Source organism: Gallibacterium genomosp. 2, assembly GCF_000771895.1.
In the GTDB taxonomy this organism is placed as follows: domain Bacteria; phylum Pseudomonadota; class Gammaproteobacteria; order Enterobacterales; family Pasteurellaceae; genus Gallibacterium.
The window spans coordinates 35,010-54,591 of sequence record NZ_JPXY01000014.1 but is presented as its reverse complement, the minus strand read 5'-3'; the positions used below and the strand labels follow the sequence as shown (position 1 = coordinate 54,591).

19 protein-coding genes are annotated in these 19,582 nt (G+C 34.5%); 6 read left to right on the top strand and 13 right to left on the bottom strand.

Annotated elements, in window-relative coordinates:
• The first annotated feature begins 19 nt into the window (after positions 1-19).
• On the top strand, positions 20-1,804 hold the full coding sequence (locus tag P375_RS02725; protein WP_039134078.1) for an ABC transporter ATP-binding protein/permease: 1,785 nt from the start codon (positions 20-22) through the stop codon (positions 1,802-1,804).
• A 47-nt stretch (positions 1,805-1,851) separates the two neighbouring features.
• On the opposite strand, the gene P375_RS11955 is transcribed toward P375_RS02725, so the two are convergent.
• The 8 genes from P375_RS11955 to aroQ all read right to left on the bottom strand — a co-directional run bounded on the left by P375_RS11955 (position 1,852) and on the right by aroQ (position 9,782).
• Positions 1,852-2,913, bottom strand: a complete 1,062-nt coding sequence (locus P375_RS11955) for a WG repeat-containing protein (RefSeq protein ID WP_021460962.1) — start codon at positions 2,911-2,913, stop codon at positions 1,852-1,854.
• 24 nt (positions 2,914-2,937) lie between these two features.
• Positions 2,938-4,278: a hypothetical protein gene (locus P375_RS02715; protein WP_039091313.1), complete on the bottom strand. Its 1,341-nt coding sequence runs from the start codon at positions 4,276-4,278 to the stop codon at positions 2,938-2,940.
• A 7-nt stretch (positions 4,279-4,285) separates the two neighbouring features.
• Entirely contained in the window at positions 4,286-5,410 is a 1,125-nt protein-coding gene (locus tag P375_RS02710) for a hypothetical protein (protein WP_039091315.1), read from the bottom strand.
• Between the two features lie 9 nt (positions 5,411-5,419).
• Positions 5,420-6,442 (bottom strand): hypothetical protein, encoded by a 1,023-nt coding sequence (locus P375_RS12710; protein ID WP_013746253.1) that lies wholly within the window; start codon positions 6,440-6,442, stop codon positions 5,420-5,422.
• 389 nt (positions 6,443-6,831) lie between these two features.
• Positions 6,832-7,338 carry a 4-hydroxyphenylacetate 3-monooxygenase, reductase component gene (hpaC, locus tag P375_RS02700; RefSeq protein WP_039134075.1) on the bottom strand — a complete coding sequence of 169 codons (507 nt, stop codon included), beginning with the start codon at positions 7,336-7,338 and terminating at the stop codon, positions 6,832-6,834.
• 53 nt (positions 7,339-7,391) lie between these two features.
• Entirely contained in the window at positions 7,392-8,738 is a 1,347-nt protein-coding gene (gene accC / locus P375_RS02695; protein ID WP_039134072.1) for an acetyl-CoA carboxylase biotin carboxylase subunit, read from the bottom strand.
• Between the two features lie 59 nt (positions 8,739-8,797).
• Positions 8,798-9,265: an acetyl-CoA carboxylase biotin carboxyl carrier protein gene (gene accB / locus P375_RS02690; protein WP_039134069.1), complete on the bottom strand. Its 468-nt coding sequence runs from the start codon at positions 9,263-9,265 to the stop codon at positions 8,798-8,800.
• A 64-nt stretch (positions 9,266-9,329) separates the two neighbouring features.
• Positions 9,330-9,782 carry a type II 3-dehydroquinate dehydratase gene (aroQ, locus tag P375_RS02685; RefSeq protein ID WP_039134067.1) on the bottom strand — a complete coding sequence of 151 codons (453 nt, stop codon included), beginning with the start codon at positions 9,780-9,782 and terminating at the stop codon, positions 9,330-9,332.
• A gap of 218 nt (positions 9,783-10,000) precedes the next feature.
• Between aroQ and P375_RS02680 the strand changes: the two genes are divergently transcribed.
• The gene (locus P375_RS02680) at positions 10,001-10,987 is read left to right on the top strand and encodes a 2-hydroxyacid dehydrogenase (RefSeq protein WP_013746258.1); all 987 of its coding nucleotides are present in this window, start codon (positions 10,001-10,003) and stop codon (positions 10,985-10,987) included.
• 107 nt (positions 10,988-11,094) lie between these two features.
• Positions 11,095-11,421 carry a thioredoxin TrxA gene (trxA, locus tag P375_RS02675; RefSeq protein ID WP_018347013.1) on the top strand — a complete coding sequence of 109 codons (327 nt, stop codon included), beginning with the start codon at positions 11,095-11,097 and terminating at the stop codon, positions 11,419-11,421.
• A gap of 65 nt (positions 11,422-11,486) precedes the next feature.
• Here the strand turns inward: trxA and P375_RS02670 are convergent, their stop codons facing one another.
• The 5 genes from P375_RS02670 to smpB form a co-directional block, all read right to left on the bottom strand.
• Positions 11,487-12,182: an NTP transferase domain-containing protein gene (locus tag P375_RS02670; RefSeq protein WP_039134063.1), complete on the bottom strand. Its 696-nt coding sequence runs from the start codon at positions 12,180-12,182 to the stop codon at positions 11,487-11,489.
• Complete coding sequence (locus P375_RS02665) at positions 12,179-13,087, bottom strand: DMT family transporter (protein ID WP_039134059.1); 909 nt, start codon at positions 13,085-13,087, stop codon at positions 12,179-12,181. Before P375_RS02665 ends, P375_RS02670 begins: the two co-directional genes overlap by 4 nt.
• A 168-nt stretch (positions 13,088-13,255) precedes the next feature.
• Complete coding sequence (locus P375_RS02660; protein WP_052121780.1) at positions 13,256-14,038, bottom strand: choline/ethanolamine kinase family protein; 783 nt, start codon at positions 14,036-14,038, stop codon at positions 13,256-13,258.
• Positions 14,028-14,819, bottom strand: coding sequence for a LicD family protein (locus P375_RS02655; protein ID WP_018347009.1), 792 nt, complete (start codon positions 14,817-14,819; stop codon positions 14,028-14,030). Before P375_RS02655 ends, P375_RS02660 begins: the two co-directional genes overlap by 11 nt.
• A gap of 31 nt (positions 14,820-14,850) precedes the next feature.
• Positions 14,851-15,330 carry an SsrA-binding protein SmpB gene (gene smpB, locus P375_RS02650; protein ID WP_039134056.1) on the bottom strand — a complete coding sequence of 160 codons (480 nt, stop codon included), beginning with the start codon at positions 15,328-15,330 and terminating at the stop codon, positions 14,851-14,853.
• A gap of 145 nt (positions 15,331-15,475) precedes the next feature.
• Here smpB and P375_RS02645 point away from each other — a divergent pair, with 145 nt between their 5' ends.
• Genes P375_RS02645 through P375_RS02635 form a run of 3 tightly spaced genes read left to right on the top strand, consistent with a single transcriptional unit; the run spans position 15,476 to position 19,568 of the window.
• Positions 15,476-16,783, top strand: coding sequence for an acetyl-CoA C-acyltransferase (locus P375_RS02645; protein WP_039134054.1), 1,308 nt, complete (start codon positions 15,476-15,478; stop codon positions 16,781-16,783).
• Positions 16,783-18,930 (top strand): 3-hydroxyacyl-CoA dehydrogenase NAD-binding domain-containing protein, encoded by a 2,148-nt coding sequence (locus P375_RS02640; RefSeq protein WP_039134051.1) that lies wholly within the window; start codon positions 16,783-16,785, stop codon positions 18,928-18,930. Before P375_RS02645 ends, P375_RS02640 begins: the two co-directional genes overlap by 1 nt.
• 5 nt (positions 18,931-18,935) lie before the next feature.
• Entirely contained in the window at positions 18,936-19,568 is a 633-nt protein-coding gene (locus tag P375_RS02635; protein ID WP_039134048.1) for a class I SAM-dependent methyltransferase, read from the top strand.
• Positions 19,569-19,582: the final 14 nt, after the last annotated feature.

Sequence of the window (19,582 nt, the reverse complement as noted above, 5' to 3'; positions counted from 1 at the left end):
AAATATCTCGGATTTTTCAATGGATTTAGTCTCTGAAGCAATTAATTCTTTTTGGTGGATAGCCAAAAGTTTTATTATCAGCTCAATTTGTTTTGCGATCGCACTGTTTTTGCTAATCAAATCAACGCGATGGGGGCATCAATTTTGGCAACTCGCTAAACATTATTTTGTCGGCAAACAGGGCATTGCACCAATCGTCACCTTCTGTGCGATCGTTCTGTTAACGTTGCTTTCTGTTAGAATTGATGTCATTTTCTCGCAATGGTACAACAATATGTACAAAGCCTTGCAGGAACTGGATGAAACTGCATTTTGGCAGCAAATGATCTTCTTTGGTGTCATTGTCAGCATTAACTTACTGAATGCTCTTATTATCTATTACATCAAAAATCGCTTTAATATTCATTGGCGAGAATGGCTTAATCAACATTTTTTGGATCGTTGGTTATCGAATCAAACCTTTTACAAAACACAATTCAGCTACAACCAATTGGATAACCCGGATCAACGTATTCAACAGGATATTACTTCTTATATTGAGAACTCTCTCAATTTTGCCACCGGCGTCATCAGTGCCTGTGTTTCGATTGTTGCCTTCACCATTATTCTTTGGAATTTGTCCGGCCCAATGACTATCGCCGGAGTAGAAATCCCACATATGATGGTTTATCTTGTCTTTATTTATGTTTTAATTACCAGCGTTTTTGCTTTCAAACTTGGTCGACCATTAATCAAGCTAAACTTTGCTAATGAAAAATTAAACGCTGACTATCGTTATTCACTGATCCGCTTAAAAGAATATGCGGAAAGTATCGCTTTTTATGCAGGTGAAAAAATAGAGCGAATTCTGTTAAATCAACAATTTAAACGCATTATTGATAATGTCTGGAAACTTGTTTTCCGTACATTGAAACTTTCGGGATTTAATATCGTCGTTAGCCAAATTTCTGTGGTATTTCCTTTTATTATTCAAGCACAACGCTTTTTCTCCAAACAAATTACCTTGGGGGATATGGTGCAGACTGCACAGGCATTCGGTCAGGTTCACAATTCACTCTCATTTTTCCGTAACAGTTATGACACTTTCACCGAATATCGCGCCACATTAGACCGTTTAAGCGGATTTACTGCCGCAATGCAAAGTTGCCAATCACATTCCACTGCCAATATTCTACCGTCGCAAAGCAATGTTGTTTTTGAAAACCTCTCAATTTATAACGCAGACGGGAAAGCATTGCTCAAACAACTCAATCTAACCTTAACTGGCGGACAACGTTTATTAATCCAAGGCCCATCCGGTATTGGTAAAACCACCTTATTACGCACAATTGCCGGCTTATGGCTTTACTCAGAAGGAAAAATTCATTGTCCGCAACAAACGCTGTTTCTATCGCAAAAAAGCTACCTGCCACAAGGCAGTTTACGCGCAACATTGTATTATCCGAACCCTATTCCACAACAGAATCAACAAAATGCAGTTGATGTGTTGAAATCCGTTCAATTAGCGCATTTGGTTGATAAATTAGACGAAGAATGTGACTGGACACGCATTCTCTCACTGGGCGAACAACAGCGACTTGCAATTGCTCGCTTACTTTTAGCTAAACCTAAAGTGGCTTTCTTAGACGAAGCCACATCCAGTATGGATGAAGGTTTAGAATTTGCGATGTACCAATTAATTCTAGACCAGCTTCCTGACACCATTTTAATCAGCGTCGGACACCGTTCAACCTTAAAACAACATCACAATATTGCATTAATGTTGACGGGGAATGGGGAGTGGTATTGTGACGCCACACATTAGACATAAAAAATCCGCTCATAGGAGCGGATTTACAAAATACTTGCAAGCTATCTAACCCAATTTCCATACCTATCAATAAAGCCAGTATATCCCTGGAAACTCACTTTCGCCTTACCTTTACTAAAACGTTCTGCGTAATCTAAAACTGGATTAATAACCCAATTGCCATAGATATCCATATAACCCCATTTTCCTCCTGCACAACCTCCATTTAATAAATATCCTCCATTATAAACACCGGCTAATCCTTCATTACTGAAAGCGCCTACACAAACATATTGTGGTGCAATCACATATTTTCCTGTTTTATCTATAAATCCCCATAATTGATTACGATCTTTAACAGCAGAACGCCCTTGGGAAAAACGTCCTGCATAAAGAAATTTAGGTTCAATAATCACTTCGCCATCTCTATTGACAAACCCATATAAACCATTCTTATCAATAAAAACAGCTAAATCTTCATAAAATTTTAATTTTGATGTATCCACTAAATATGATGATAATTCTTTCTTAAGTGATTCATATTTTTTCTGCATCTGATCATTTTGATTTTCTAATTCTTTATTAGCTTTATCAATAAGATACTGTTCTTCTTTTACTTTCTCTTTTTGCTGTTCCAACTCTCTTCGCTCTATATCTAAATTTTGCTTTTGTTGTTCTAATTGCTTTCTTAGCTTTTCTATTTCATCTTTTTCTTTTCTCTCAATTTTATTTATCTCATAGGTATTAATTCGCTCACAAGCTCTAATTTCTTTTTTCTCACAGCTCTGCTTATAGTAAAAATAAGCTTTTTTTTCATCTTTCTGAACCAGCTCTCCTTTATCGTATAATTGAGCAAGATTAAATATTGCTTCTGAATATCCTTGATTAGCAGCGCTCTCAAAAAGTTTTATTGCCTGCTCAACATTATTTTTTTCAATTAATATTAATGCCATAATATTTTGTGATTCCGCATTCCCACTATTAGCAGACTTTTCACAATAACTATCAGCTAAACTTTTTTTCTCTTTATCTTGATATAATGTTCTGCAATTCCTTGCATTATCATCTATACAAGCAGACACAAAAAAACATATAGAAAACACTGTTAATAATTTTAAAAACATTTTCTCTTACCTTTTTCTATTCTCTTATTTCTTATCTATTATATTTCCCTTAAAATTATTCATCTCTTTCATATTTTTCATATCACTCTTCATATCCTCTATACTTGTTGCTATACCACTCATCTTACTTTCAATCTCTTTAAAAGGCTTATTATTATCAGAGGAACGTGAAGATATGGACAAACCTATAGATATAATCACCAAAATTAATGTCAAAATTAAAAATATTAAAGTCAATTTCGAATGAGATTTCTTTTCAATTATTGTATTTCTTAAAGTAGGCTGTTGTAATAATTTTTGCTGTATAAATGATAATTTAGATGAAAGTTCCACCCACCTATCTCCTTCAGACATGGAAGAAACAAAATTAACATTTTCTAATTTATCATTATTTTCTTTTACTTGTTTTACTATATTTTCTCCTAATTGCAGCATAAAAATATTTGCATCAATTTCTTTTTGTTGCTTTTGTAAAAATAGCTCTTTTTCTCTTAATTTTTCTCGCTCTAGATACACTTTTTTTTCTACATTCTCAGATATTATTTTATGTTGTTCTCTTTGTAATTCTGATAGCTTACTCTGCAAAGCTACATTTATCCTATCATTATCAAAATTAATCTGCTTTAATCGTCTAACCTCTTGTTTATAAGGCATAATAAATGCATCATAATTAATAATAAAATTATAATTAACAACCTTAATATTAGAACGCCCTTCAATTTCAGCAGTAATCTTTTTACTGTTAGTAAAATAAATATTATTATATAAAATATATATCTTATTTTTTAACAAAAAAGATAGAATTTTTATCAATAGATCGTTATTTTTTTCCTCAATAAAAATATACAGTGTATCTTGTTTTGGTTTATTCTCCATCTGAATTTCATCTATAGCATCGTATTTAACACTATTTTTATGAACTTCTACTAATAAATCTATCCACTTTTCAGGAATACTAACATTATCAAGCATTCTCTTATAAGAATTATTATCAATATATTGTTCATAATTATTTTTCATTAAAGCATGCAATAATAACAAAATATTTTTCGCATCTCTTGCACTAAATTCATGATGAATAATTTCAAGAAATGCACCAAAATACCCTCCAGATCTAGACTGTCCCATTTCCTTCATAGAAATATATGATGCTATACCTAGCATATTTTCATTTTTACGAAAACATAAATAATAAAGAGGATGTGAACTTCCCTCTTCCGCGCTAGGTAAACACAGTCCAATATCCTGAGGCAAGTCAAATATTCGAGCCAATTGAACCGTTTTATCAATGCCTTCACTGGCTTGTTGTCTACCTTTTGGTGTTCCTACAAGTCCCCAACCCAAAATATCATCATACTTAGTCATATCTTAATTATTCTCCCTTTAACCAAGATAAAAATTTATTCCATAAATTTGGCTCAACAATCGGAGATACGCCTCCGGTACCACTCATATATAGCCACCGAAATAATTTTTCCGGACATTCTTTATCAAATTCCAATAAAATATCAGAATTTGTTGAGAATTTTCCCATTTGATAAAAAATAGTCTTATTATCTGGCGATTCATTAAAAAAGCTATTTGCAAAACTTGGTATTTTCCTTTGTGCATAAAGCATTGGATCATATCCACATTGTTCTACTGTAGAATAATCCGTTGCATAAATTCTGTCTGATTTAGAAAGTAATAATGCTTTCGGAAAAAATTTATTATGTTGCCGCTGAATATGCTGAATATGAATAAACACAGCATCTAACACATTAACTTGCGGAATAGCGCCTTTTTCATCCTCTAGAGATTGATCGTAAACAAAAGCTAATTTAGTTTTAACATTTGATTCCAAAATAGCTGTAAGATAATTTGGTAACTTACCTGAATTCATTTTCTCTTTTATTCTGAAACCCAGTTCGGAATGCTCTCCTGAAGCATCAATAAACACAATACTCATCGGCGGCTTAGATGAATCTTTCGGAGTAAATGAAATATGGAACTCAAAATATTGTTTAGAATCGGTACTACTAATTTTTTTAGCATGTATGATGCCATTAAAACGATCTTGTAACTGATAAAATAACTCTTCTTCACTATCTGTCGTTTTTTTCGTGTCTAAATATACAGTACCATCCAAAAAATTTTTCATATAATGGAGAATACTACCAATAATCCAAGTTTTCCCCGAAGCAGGTTGTCCAAAAAAAAGAACATAATGTTTATTTTCAGCATCTGTGTTTAATTCTACTAAACGCTGATGATATTCCTCATCGGTTAACTCTCTTTCGACATCTCGCTTTGCTAATCTTACTTCATTCTTTTTAAATTGGTATTTTTCATTAAAAGAATTATTTAATGTTTCACTTGCAGATTGATTAGAAAATGAAGAAAAGCCATCATCTAAATCAGATGATGAACTAATCTCTGATTTATCTTTGCTATCCAATACATTATCAAATTCCAAATCAGGTAAATCTGATTTTTTCTCAAATGGATTATTTAACATAGTATTTCCTTACATTGTATGTCCAGATTGAATAACTTTTGGAATACTTTTCTCTTTATTTCCAAAAAAGATTAATAAACTTAACACTACAGCCCAATCTATAAATAGGCATAAAATAGTAAATAAAATACCCACCAATAAATGATGAAGATACGCAGATTTAAATGAAAATGCTAACTTACCTATTTCTTGACTTTCAAATTGAACAGGTTCAAATTTAAATTTAGAAGTATCATTAATGAATTCTTGCACTGTAGAACCTATCTCATTAATTGTGTTTACAGCCTTAAGATTTGTTTCAAAACCATATTCTTTAACAGATACTGTAGTTTGTAATACATTATCTATTAAATTATTTAATTCTTTTTCTTTATGTTCGATATTTTCTCTAACATCTTCTATTTTTTCATAATCTTCAGATGTCAATTTTCGTCTTGCGATTTGATCAATATTCTCTCTATATCTCTGTGCTATTTCATCCCAGTTAGCCCCTTTTGTACCAAATTCTGTTAATTTTTCCCCTAATACAGCTTGAATTTCTGCAATAATTTCTTGTGCCCTCTTTCCTAATCCTGGTCTTGATGGATCTGTTATCTGTCTGACTAATTGTTCAGTTAAACTCTCCAATCTTTTACGATTTTCAGTAATATTTGGACTAAAATTATTTAGTACTTTATTGGCAGAATTTACAACATCGTGCAACTGTTGTTTATGTTTTAATAATTCATCTCTAAAAAGTTGCTCCCGTTGATACGAGGTATATACCGCATTAAAGTTTCCTGTAAATGAAAACAAAGAAATAAAAAAGTAACCAATCAAGAACCCCCATATAGGAAGATTATTAATTCGACGATACCCAATCAAAATTGTAAATCCATACATTAACATCGTAATTGCAACTGAAAATGCCCAAGAAAAGGTTGCTCCAAAAAGATCAGTAAACCCTAATGCTGTTTGCACCAAACTGATAGACATAAAAACAATTAATGGAATATGTACCCATCCAGGTAGCTTTTTAGTGACTGGTTTCATTATTACCTCTCAATAATTATCAAATAGTTGTTCTAGCAATACATAAACCTGCTTATTCAAAAAAAAAAAACGGTTATGTCAAGAAAAAAAAGAAATTTTAGAGAAATAATGAAAAATCAATATGATATTTGTAGCCTCATCATCCTTTATGAGAACTAAATATCAAAGAACAGTACATATCATAAACAAAATAAGAATGAAGAAATGAGCTCAAGATGGGTGTCTTATAAAGACTATAAAACGTTAGAACTAGACCGACATGCCAACTATTGTAACGAAAATTTACAAATAGAAAGCGTTTCAACAATCTAGTTTAAAATGATATCAAATAACAAAAATAATATTATGGTCAATTAATCCTATAAAAATCGTTATGTTTAGTTGCTCTCTTATACAACCTGAAACCCTCGATTGAAATAAATTAAACCATTGCCGTCATACACATCGATTTTATCCAGCGTTACGAAAAACAACGAGTGCGTGCCAACTTCGTGGATCGTAGTGATTGTTCCGTGCAGATTAGCTAATGAACCGATTAATGCCGGGGCGTGATGAGGTTCGTGCTTGTCTTGCCAAATTTCCATATTAAAGCGTTCTTCCATTGAGCTTTCTCGCATACCTGCAAAATGGCAAGCAAGTTCCTGCTGCTCTGCGGACAAAACATTAATACAAACTTGCTTATTCTGCTTAAATACGGTATTCATTTGGCTATTACGATTCACACAAACTAAAACGGTTGGTGGTGTATCTGTAATCGAACAAACTGCCGTCGCCGTAATACCACAAGTTCCCGCCTCACCTTGTGTTGTAACAATATTCACTGCCGCCGCTAATTTAGACATCGCATTACGGAAGTTTTGTTGTTCGGGCTTTAATGTTTCTGCTATTTTTGCCATATTTTCAAATTATCTTAAGCGAAAAACGCCGGTGAATTACCGGCGTTTAATAACTAATCATTCAACCCTAATTTTTTCTCAAGGTAATGAATGTTGGTACCACCTTTTTGGAAATTTTTATCTTCCAAAATCGATTCGTGTAATGGGATATTGGTTTTAATGCCGTCAATAATTGTTTCCGCTAAAGCATTTTGCATTCTGCGAATAGCCACTTGACGATCTTCACCATACGCAATCAATTTACCAATCATTGAATCGTAATTTGGCGGCACAGTATAACCACCATAAATGTGAGAATCCCAACGAATACCGAACCCACCCGGTGAGTGAAGATGTTCGATTTTACCCGGAGATGGTAAGAATGTAGTTGGATCTTCTGCATTAATACGACATTCAATTGCGTGCCCGCGCACTTGAATATCTTCCTGTTTGAAAGATAATGGCAAGCCTGATGCAATGCGTAACTGCTCTTTGACTAAATCAACGCCGGTGATCATTTCAGTAACCGGATGTTCCACTTGGATTCGAGTGTTCATTTCAATGAAATAGAACTCGCCGTTTTCATATAAAAACTCAAACGTGCCTGCACCACGATAACCGATCTCTTTACACGCATTAGCACAACGCTCGCCGATATGACGGCGCATCTCTTCAGTAATTCCCGGTGCCGGTGCTTCTTCCACCACTTTTTGATGACGACGCTGCATTGAACAGTCGCGTTCAGCTAGATAAATTGCATTACCGTGTGTATCTGCCAACACTTGAATTTCGATATGACGTGGATTTTCCAAATATTTTTCCATATAAACCATATCATTATTAAATGCCGCTTTCGCCTCAGCTTTCGTCATTGCAATCGCTTCTTCCAAAGCACTTTCGTGACGAACAACACGCATTCCACGACCACCGCCACCACCGGATGCTTTAATAATAATTGGGTAGCCGATACGCTTAGCAATCTCTTTATTCTTATTGATATCTCTACCCAATGGACCATCAGAACCCGGTACACAAGGTACACCAGCCTTTTTCATTGCATTAATCGCCGAAACTTTATCTCCCATTAAACGGATAACATCTGCTGTAGGCCCAATAAATACAAAACCCGAACGTTCTACTTGTTCTGCAAAATCAGCATTTTCTGATAAAAATCCGTATCCTGGATGAATTGCATCTGCACCTGTCACTTCTGCGGCTGCAATAATTGCCGGAATATTTAAATAACTTTTGGCAGATGGTGCCGGCCCAATACAAACAGTTTCATCCGCAAGCAAAACGTGTTTTAACATACGATCCGCTGTTGAATGTACCGCCACAGTGGCAATACCTAACTCTTTGCACGCTCGTAAGATACGCAATGCTATTTCACCACGATTAGCGATAACTACTTTTTCTAACATAGTTCTATCCATAAAAATCGACACAATATGTTCTGTTGTCATATTGTGTCATAGTGAATTTATTCGATTACGATTAATGGTTCATCAAATTCAACCGCATCACCATCATTAACCAGAATAGCTTTGACTACACCAGCTTTATCAGATTCAATACGATTCATCATTTTCATTGCTTCGACAATACAAAGCGTATCACCGACTTTCACGCTCTTACCAACTTCAACAAATGGTGCAGCTTCGGGACTTGGACTACGATAGAATGTCCCCACCATTGGTGAGCGAACGGTATGACCGGAAATTGCATCCGCTTCTGCTGCCGGAGCTGCCACCGGTGCTGCTGTGGGTGCTGCAACCGCTGCCGGAGCAGCTGGTGGTACGATGATCGGTTGTGGCGCAACCGGTGCCGACGCCACTACTGCACTACCACGACTAATACGCACAGATTCTTCACCTTCGGAAATCTCAATTTCCATAATACCTGATTCTTCAACTAATTCGATGAGTTTTTTAATTTTACGAATATCCATAGTTTGATCCGCTATTTAGTTAATGTTTAATCGACAAATCGCTACAAAAAACCGGTAGCGATGATTAATTTGCTTGCTGCTGTTGCAAATAGGCAACGGCAAACTGTAACGCATATTGATACCCAGCCGCGCCTAATCCGCAAATTACGCCCACAGCAATATCGCTTAGATAGGAGTGATGACGGAAAGGTTCACGACGATGAATATTTGAAAGATGAATTTCAACGAAAGGAATTTCTACTGATAATAACGCATCCCGCAATGCCACACTGGTGTGAGTAAACGCCGCAGGATTAATCAAAATAAAATCCACTTTTCCCAAACTTTCGTGAATTTTATTAATCAGTTTTTCTTCGCTATTGGATTGGAAACAACTCAATTCAATGCCATACTTTCCGGCACTTTCTTGCAACGCCGTTTCAATATCTTGTAAGGTCTGTCTACCGTAATGCTTCGGCTCCCGTTTCCCCAACATATTCAAATTAGGGCCATTTAATAACAAAATATGAAATGACATAGTTTCCTCTCACTTCTCGTCTATAAAAATTCAACATTATAACGATTTTATCGAAAATCACAGCATTTATCTGCTCTTACCACTCATTTTCTTTAAAATTAACCTAAATTACTCTTTCAGAACTGCTGACTTCGGCACAACCAAAAGCGCCTAACTTGGTCTTGATATGTTACACTATCAACAGGAAAGCAAAATTTAAATTTAATAGGAGTATTACGATGAAAATCGCTGTTTATAGTACAAAAAGTTATGACCGAAAATATTTGGAACTGGTCAATGTCAAATACAATTTTGATCTCGAATTTTTTGACTTTATGCTCAGTAAGCGTACTGCAAAAATGGCGGAAGGTTGCCAAGCGGTCTGTATTTTTGTAAACGATAATGCCGATCGGGAAGTGCTCACCGAACTTGCGCAAATCGGTGTCAAAATTATTGCTTTACGTTGTGCCGGTTTCAACAATGTCGATTTAGAAGCGGCAAAAGAATTAGGATTAAGTGTGGTTAGAGTGCCGGCATATTCTCCGGAAGCGGTCGCCGAACATACTGTCGGCTTAATGTTGACATTAAATCGTCGCATTCACCGCGCTTATCAACGCACCCGTGAAGCCAATTTTTCGCTTGAAGGCTTAATCGGTTTCAATATGCACGGACGCACTGTTGGCGTTATCGGAACCGGGAAAATCGGTTTAGCCGTAATGCGAATTCTAAAAGGCTTTGGTATGCATATTCTCTGTTATGATCCATTTAAAAATCCGGCAGCAGAAGAACTTGGCGCCACTTATGTTTCTTTAGATGAACTCTATGCCCATTCGCACGTCATTACGCTTCATTGTCCGGCAACCCCGGAAAACTATCATCTGTTAAATGCTGAAGCATTCAAAAAAATGAAAGATGGTGTAATGATCATTAATACCAGTCGTGGCACATTGATTGATACCCAAGCGGCGATTGAAGCTTTAAAATCCCGTAAAATTGGCGCATTAGGTATGGATGTTTATGAAAATGAACGAGATCTCTTCTTCGAAGATAAATCGAATGAAGTAATTTTAGATGACGTATTCCGTCGTTTATCTTCTTGCCATAACGTGTTACTGACAGGGCATCAGGCATTTTTAACAGAAGAGGCATTAACCAGTATCTCGGATGTGACACTTAGCAATATCCACGCACTGGTTACAAATCAACCTTGCGCAAATCTACTTTAAGTTTTGGCTATTGCTGGAATTGTATTTTGTGCAACAAATTAGTGTTATACTACCGTAACATTTTTAACATTGATGAAAAAATAAACTTCAATTAAGGATTAAACTTTATGAGCGATAAAATTGTTTATTCAAGCGATGCATCTTTCGAAGCGGACGTTTTAAAATCGGATGTCCCTGTTTTACTTGACCTTTGGGCACCTTGGTGCGGACCTTGCAAAATGATTGCACCGGTTTTGGATGATCTTGCAGAAGAATTTGACGGCAAAGTAAAAATCGTCAAAATTAACATTGATGAAAATCAACAAACCCCTGCACAATTAGGTGTGCGCAGCATCCCAACATTGATTATCTTTAAAAATGGTCAACCTGTTGCTACTCAAGTTGGTGCCGTTCCAAAAGCACAATTAGCTGCGTTTATTAATAATGCTCTTTAATACATTTATAAGTTAAATGCTGAATATTAAGGTCACAAATAATACTATTTGTGACCTTATTTTTATCAAGTTTTTTTATAATTTAATAAACTTAAATAATCTTCAACAGTATCCATTTCTCCAGCATCACTGTCATTCAACAACAATGTTCTAACTGCTAATTTTTTGGTTAGAATTAATTTTCTAGGAATATCATCCCAATAATATTTTGGATTATTTAAAATATCAGATTCTAAATAATTAGATAAAGCTTTCTTTATTGAATAACAATCTTCACCTATCCAAAAAGATACTCCTAAAAGAGATGGTTTATCATCATTGCTAACATCTATCTGACGAATAATTCCCATTTTATCTATAATTGGCACCCATTCTTTTTCTCTTTTTAATCTATGTATTAAGAAATAAGTACTACTTTCTAATTTTTCTAAAAAAATATTTTTATATAACACAACATCCGCATCAATAACATAACTATTTTCAAAGTAATTAGATACCTTAAAAAAAGAATAAATGTTATTGTATTCCTTATATTTTTCATTATAAATAATTTTACATTTATATTTATCATTCAAATATTCGAATAAATGAGCATTATATCCTGTCACAATAAAAATATCAAAAATATTAGCTTCTTGAAGAAATTTAATAGTTCTTTCTATATTAGGCATAGATAAAATTGGAAGTAATGCTTTATGACTATTACTTACAAAATCTTTAAATCTACTTCCTAAACCAGCTGCTAAAATAATTGCATTCATTTTTCACCTTTTGAAAAGCTAATTACTATCGAACAAAAAATACAAAAGCCACCAATTATACTAATGATAGTAAAATTATATGTTGTAAATAAAAACAACATAATCCACAAAATATAACTTATGTTGAAGTTTATTGCACAAGATGATCCGATAATACTTATTGATGTATAATAAAAAAAGTAAGATAATACTGAAAAAATACTAACAATAAATAAATTAAATAAGAATTCTATATTTATACTAAAATTACCATCTAGATAAAAAAATATTAAACACAAGATTATAGAAATGCATATAGAAATTATATATCGAAAAAATAATATTGTTTCAGGAAATATTGATTTAATAGAAAAATACTCACAACATACAGACTCACTTCCCCAAGAAAATGCACATAACAGTGCAAAAAATATTCCAAAAACTTGAAGATTATTAATTTCTAATGGTTCTATAGTAAGATATAAACCAATAACTGATAATATTATAGAGATAACCACTTTAAAGTTTATCTTTCTATACAAAAAGAACAATATTAATAACGAAAATATTGGGTATATCGATGTAAAATAAGTCGTAATAGCAACCCCAGAAAATACAATAGATAATATATACAATCCCATACCTATAGAAGGGAATACTAAGAAAATAATATTTTTCCTAATAACAAAAGCATTTTTAGAAATATCTAAAGTTATTTTTCTTATTCTTAAAAATGACAAAAAGACAAGTGAAAAAAACTCTGTAAAAAGCAGTATTATTACAGACAAAAAAAGATAATCATCACTCAACTCTTTATATAAAGATGCGACTCGATCTATCAATATTAAATTTATTGCCCAAAGTAATCCAGATAGAATTCCTAAAAGTTCACCTCTAAACTTATAGATTAAGTCTTTCCACATCATATATAATTTTCCTTATACTCTGAATATAAAGAAAAGATTCTTTCTAGGCGTTTATATTTATAATTACCAAAGAAATCACCTCTAGACTCTTTAGCTAATGTCCATAAGTACCAAAGTGCATTTTGTAGAATTTTATATATAAGAATTTTTTCTTCTAAAATATCTATTTTAGAAAGTGAAGGGGGGGGGGGTAGAAAGGTCATAAGAAAAATTATTTTTTTTAATATTCCATAAATTGCAATAATTTTCTAAAAATTTTCTTTCAATATGTTTTGGAAAATTAGATTCTTCAAATAATGATGCAATATCCCACATAGGATCATTCAAGCCAGAATACTCCCAGTCTATTAAATATAACTTTTGATAAATTAATATATCATCTCCTAAAACAAAATTCTCTGCCACAAGATCATTATGACAAGGAAATGAATTTATACCTAAATCAGCAAATAATCTTCTATACAATCCTAATATCTTAGATTCAAAATGATAGTATTTATCATCAATTACAACATCACTATCTAAAACTATTTTTTTATAAAGTTTATATTCTTCTAAATAATCCCATGTATTTGTAAATTTAGCACCTGAAGAATGAGTATCAACTAATAAATCTACAACTTTATTCAAATATCCAAAAATATTATAAGGAGATAACGTCATAGCATTATTAATATATTTAGTAATTTTATCACCATTATTTTCATTAAAATATATGATATCCGAATTGATTCCCAATTCACTCATTAATACACTATTATTATGTTCATTTTTTCTATTAATAATTTGATTAGAAGTTTTACCAGAAACTCTAAAAACAAATCTTTCATTTTTAGTGGTTATTAAATAGTTTGTATTTGTCATTCCTCCAATTCTATCACAAGAGAGAATTGATTTCTCATCTATATTTATCAAATGACAAAAAGCAGATATTATATTCTTATAACTCATTCATATATGCCTCAATATTATGTCCTTTTCTATCATTCTCAGGTGGCAATTCTAAATAATTGCCATATTGTTTTTTTAACATAAGATCATAGTCTAATGAAACTGGAAACTCATAATTTTCAAACGTAGTTAATATAAATTTTTCAAAAGAATCTCTGTTATAAATATTCCCATCAACTGGGGCATATACGCTTACACAATTTGATCTTTCTTGCTCTGTGATTTTTTTCATCTTATCTAATACAAAATATATAGAAGGAATTTTTTTATAAACCCTGTTAGCTAAAATGTTTAAAATCCTCCCATGTTTAAATAAATGAGATAATAATTTCCGGTAGAACTTATATTTTTTTTGTTGTTTCTCTGCCTTTTTGGGGTCAGATGAGATATCTTCTAAGATAAAAATATCAATATAAATCCCATACTCAATAATATGATTTTTTGTTTTTTCTATTAACAACGTATTTTTATCAAAAAACTTCACTAAATGACCATAGAAAAAATTTTTCTCATCATCAATCCCCCATAATTCGTAATTATCTTTAAGAAGATTACTGCTTTCATTCCATAATTTAACAAATTTATCATATTCTTCTCTTAACATAAAAATATCAATATCATCATCCCAAGGAATAAACCCTTTATGCCTAATAGCACCTAACATTGAACCATATGCTAAAGAATAAGATATGTTATGCTTTCTACAGAAACTATCAAAATTAACTAATACCTGAAGCAAAATTGATTTATAGTCTTTCTCATTTATTTTTTTTCTATCCATAAATATATTCTCAAATTATTTATAAATAACTCTACCTTCCCGCATTTTTCATAATACGATCTTTGGTGAGCTTCCATTCTCTCTCTTTAATGTCTTGGCGTTTATCGTGTTGTTTTTTACCTTTAGCAATACCAATTTTGACTTTTGCCCACGCACTTTTCCAATAAAGTGACAACGCTACAATCGTATATCCATCACGATTTGATTTACCAAATAAGAAGTCAATTTCTCGCTTGCTTAAAAGTAATTTACGTGTGCGAGTAGGATCGCAAACTATATGGGAAGAGGCTACATTTAACGGCGTAATATTTGCCCCGAATAAAAAGGCTTCTCCGTTCTGGAAAATAACATAACTATCACCAATATTGGCTTTGCCTGCTCGTAGTGATTTAACTTCCCAGCCTTGCAATGCCAAACCTGCTTCTATTTCATCTTCAATAAAATAATCGTGTCTTGCTCTTTTATTTAAGGCAATCGTATTGTCTTTTTTAGTTAATTTTTTTTTTGTCATCATTAAAATCCTTCAAAATTTGCAATTATTCTACCTAATCACTATTTGAAAAACAAAGACAAAGTGTCCCTATTCCCAGTTATCGCGCTCTGGTATAGAATGCGTTACAATTTTACGTTATTTTTATTCATCAGCTGGTATTCCTATGTCTGAACAACCTGTTTTAACCACATCCAAAGGCGCTAGAGTCGCCGTTGTTGATGGTATTCGTACTCCCTTTATTAAGAAAAATACACTTTTCAAAGAGGCAAGAGCAAAAGATCTCGGAGCAATGGTCGCTAATGAATTATTAAGTCGTTTAGCTGTTCCAAAAGATAAAATTGAGCAAGTCGTATTTGGACAAGTAATCCAAGATCCTGATATTCCTAATCTATCTCGAGAAATATCGCTCTTGTTAAATATGCCAAAAGCGCAATCTTACACTGTCAGCAGCTCTTGTCCGACCGGATTACAGGTGCTAATCAATTTAAGTAACAGTATTTTGATGGGAAATGCGCATTATGCATTAGCAGGTGGCGCTGACTCTTTATCCAATGCACCAATTCGTCTTAACTCTCATTTAATTCAATTATTTAGAGATGTGATGGCAGCAAAAAGCTATGAAGAAAAATATCGGCTGTTACGTCAAATCACTTGGCAAGATTTCAAATTGCAGGCACTGAATTTAAAAGATCCCTTAACACAACTTTCTCTTTCTGCGGTGTCGGAACAGATGGCGCAAGATTTTCATCTTAGCCGTCAGGAGTTAGACGAATATGCAGCACGTTCCCATCGCTTAGCCTATCAAGCGTGGCAAAGCGGTGAATTACGCCAACAGGTAATGGTTTCTTTTCCACCTCCTTATAAAGATTTCGTGGTTTCCGATAATCAAATTGAGAAACACGTTAAACCGGAGTTTTACCAAAAATTTAAACCTTTTAATGGTAAAAATTATGGCACAGCCACCGATTGGAACACCTCTCACTCGTGCGACGGTGCGGCAGCGGTATTGCTGATGAACGAACATACTGCAAAAGCGGAAGGATTGAATATTCTTGGTTATATTCGCCACTATACAATGACTGCAAATGATGTTTGGAAAAATATGTTTGTTGGCGTAACCTATTCCATTGCAAAAGTGTTGCAAAACGCCAATATGCGCCTTTCCGATCTTGATTTAATTGATATTCACGAAACCTCTTCAGCTCAAATTTTATCCAATCTAAAACTGATTGAATCCGAAACTTTTGCTCGGCAGCATCTTAATCGTTCAGCCGCAATTGGTCAGGTCGATATGAGTAAATTAAATATTTTGGGAGGTTCTCTTGCCTATGGTAATCCGCGTGCGGTCAGCAGTTTACGTTTGATTATTCAATCGTTATATGCTTTGAAACAGCGTGGAGGCGGACGTTCTCTTATTGCTTCAAGCGGTTTGGGCGGCATTGGCGGTGCTATGGTTTTGGAGAGCGAATAATGAACACTTTACAGCAAAATACTCAACATTCTCCATTTACGCTATCAATTGATGATCAACAGATTGCATCATTGATCGTGAATGTAACCGATAAAAAACGTAACACCTTGTCAGCAGAATTTGTCGATCAGATGTTGCAACTATTAAACAATCTGCCGAAAGAAACAAAAGGTCTCATTTTTTATTCCAGCAAGAAAAATAATTTTATTCAGGGCTTTGATCTTAATAGTTTAATGGGGAAATCTGATAATGAATTGGAAGCCTTTTTGGATAAAATTCATCGTTTAATGGAAACCATTCGCCAATTACCATTTCCAACAGTGGCAGCAATTCACGGCTCCTGTTTCGGACTTGGTTTAGAGTTAGCTTTGGCGTTCCAATATCGTATTGCTTCCGATGATATTAATACACAATTTGCAATGCCGCAGGTTCGTTCCGGTATTGTACCTTTCGCCGATGCGATTTCTGCATTGGTTTCTCACGTTGGCTTAAAGAAAGCCCTCTCTATTTTGTTGTCCGGTGACAAATTTGATGTACATACAATGCAATCATTAAATTGTATCAATGACGTTGTGCCACAAAGTTTATTGTTACCGACCGCCTTTGAATTTTTCAGTAAAAAGACATTAGTTGCAAAAACACTTTCAAAAACTGCAAAACTTTGGCAACAAATTCAAGGATATTGGCATAACAATCCGATCTTCCGCCATATTTTGTTTGATGCTGCCGAAAATAAAGAGTGGTTAGGACCGATTGATAATTATCCGGCGATGGCAAAAATTATCGAAATTTTGAAACAGCCAACTCATCCATTGCGTTTAGAAGTGGAACGACAAGCCTTTATCAGTTTGTTTAATAGCGATAACTCCAAAGTGTTGCGCAGCCTTGAACAGACTAAACGAGCAATGCGTTTGCAATATGAAGCGCGCGGAAACAATGTACGTGATGTAAATAAACTTGCCATTATCGGTGGCGGTTTTATGGGTGCCGGCATTGCTTACATTACTGTACGAAATGCAAAAATTCCGGTTAGAATCAAAGATATACACCCTTCCGGCATTAGCAAAGCATTGCATTTAACACATTCATTATTGCAACAGGAAGTCGGCAAAAAATTGTTATCTTCCGGTGAAATGCAACAATTAATGTATCTGATTTCCGGTGGTGAACGCTTTTTAGCCGCACCTGATGCCGACTTTGTCATTGAGGCGGTTTATGAGGATTTAGCCACTAAACAGCAAGTTTTAGAAGAGAGCGAAGTCTTCTATAGCGAACATACTATTTTTGCCACTAACACCTCAACCTTGTCGATTGCAGACATCGCCAGTGTTGCCAATCGTCCGGAAAACGTTATCGGCTTTCACTACTTTTCCCCAATTTCCAACCGTAAAATGTTGGAAATTATTCCTCATCCAAAAACATCTGAAAAGACAATTGCGACAGCCATCCACTTCGCCATTCAGCAAGGCAAAATTCCGCTTCTGGTTTCCGATAAACCGGGATTCTTTGTCAACCGTATTCTTATTCCTTATTTGTTGGAAGCTTTTTACTGCTTATGCGATGGCGAAGCGGTTGATTTTATCGATCGTGCTTTGCAGGAATTCGGTTTTGAAATCGGTCCATTGGCTATGTTGGATGATTTTGGTCTGGATCTTTTTGCTAAAATGTTGCCAAGTTTGGAAAGACACTACGGAATGCGTTTTGCCGTGCCGGCAAAATTAGGCAACTTAATCCGCGATCAACGCAAAGGCAGCAAGAATCGGCGCGGTTTTTATCTTTATCATTCACAGAACGGTCAACGCTCTATGGTGGATAAAAGTATCTATTATGTGATGGAAACCATTTCCGAAAATAATTTGGAATCCGAACAGGTGGTTCGCCGTTGTATTCTGATGATGATCAACGAGGCGGCTCGCTGTTTGGAAGAGGGCGTGATCAATGATCCGAATGAAGGTAATATGGCTTCAGTATTGGGCGTATTTTTCCCTGAATTTCGTGGTGGCATTTATGCCTATATCGAACATATCGGTGCCATTTCAATTGTTAAAGCATTGAATGATCACGTAAAACTTTACGGTGAACGCTTCCTGCCTTGTGATTGGCTACTGAATAAAGCCGAACAGGAACAGCAACTTATGCAGAGGTAACACAGATGGCTTCTTCGCAACGTTGGGATATTTACAGCAAGATTTATAATTTCTTTTTACAAGCTGCCGATGGAATGCGTAGAAGCCAGTTTGCCCTTTTGGATCAACACAAAGTTTGGTCGCCTACACCACAATCCATTTATATTGCCGGTGCTGGAACTGGATTAGATTTACCGTATTTAGCCACAAGATTATCTGAAAAAAGCTGCTTAACCTTAGTGGATTTCTCGCCATCAATGCTGCAAAAAGCGGAAATGTTAATCCAAAAGCAAAATTATCCTTGGCAGATTGAAACCAAAGTTGGTCGTGCGGAACAAAGTGGATTGCCGGATCAAAGTTGCGATTTAGTGATAATGCACCTGATTTTAGCGGTAACTTCAACGCCAGAACAATTGCTAGCAGAAGCAGTTCGAGTATTAAAACCGAATGGAGTAATATCACTTTGGGATAAGTTTCTAGCCGATGATCAACAACCGACCTGTGTTCGTAACGGCTTTGATCGAATTACAACTGCGTTAGGGACTACCATTAATTTACGCCTGAATGATCTAATTGCTACTTTACCGCTTAAAATCGAACAGCGTAATTTTTGTCATTGGGGATTAATGCAACAAGTGGTATTACGAAAAACAGAGTAATACCACCTGATCGC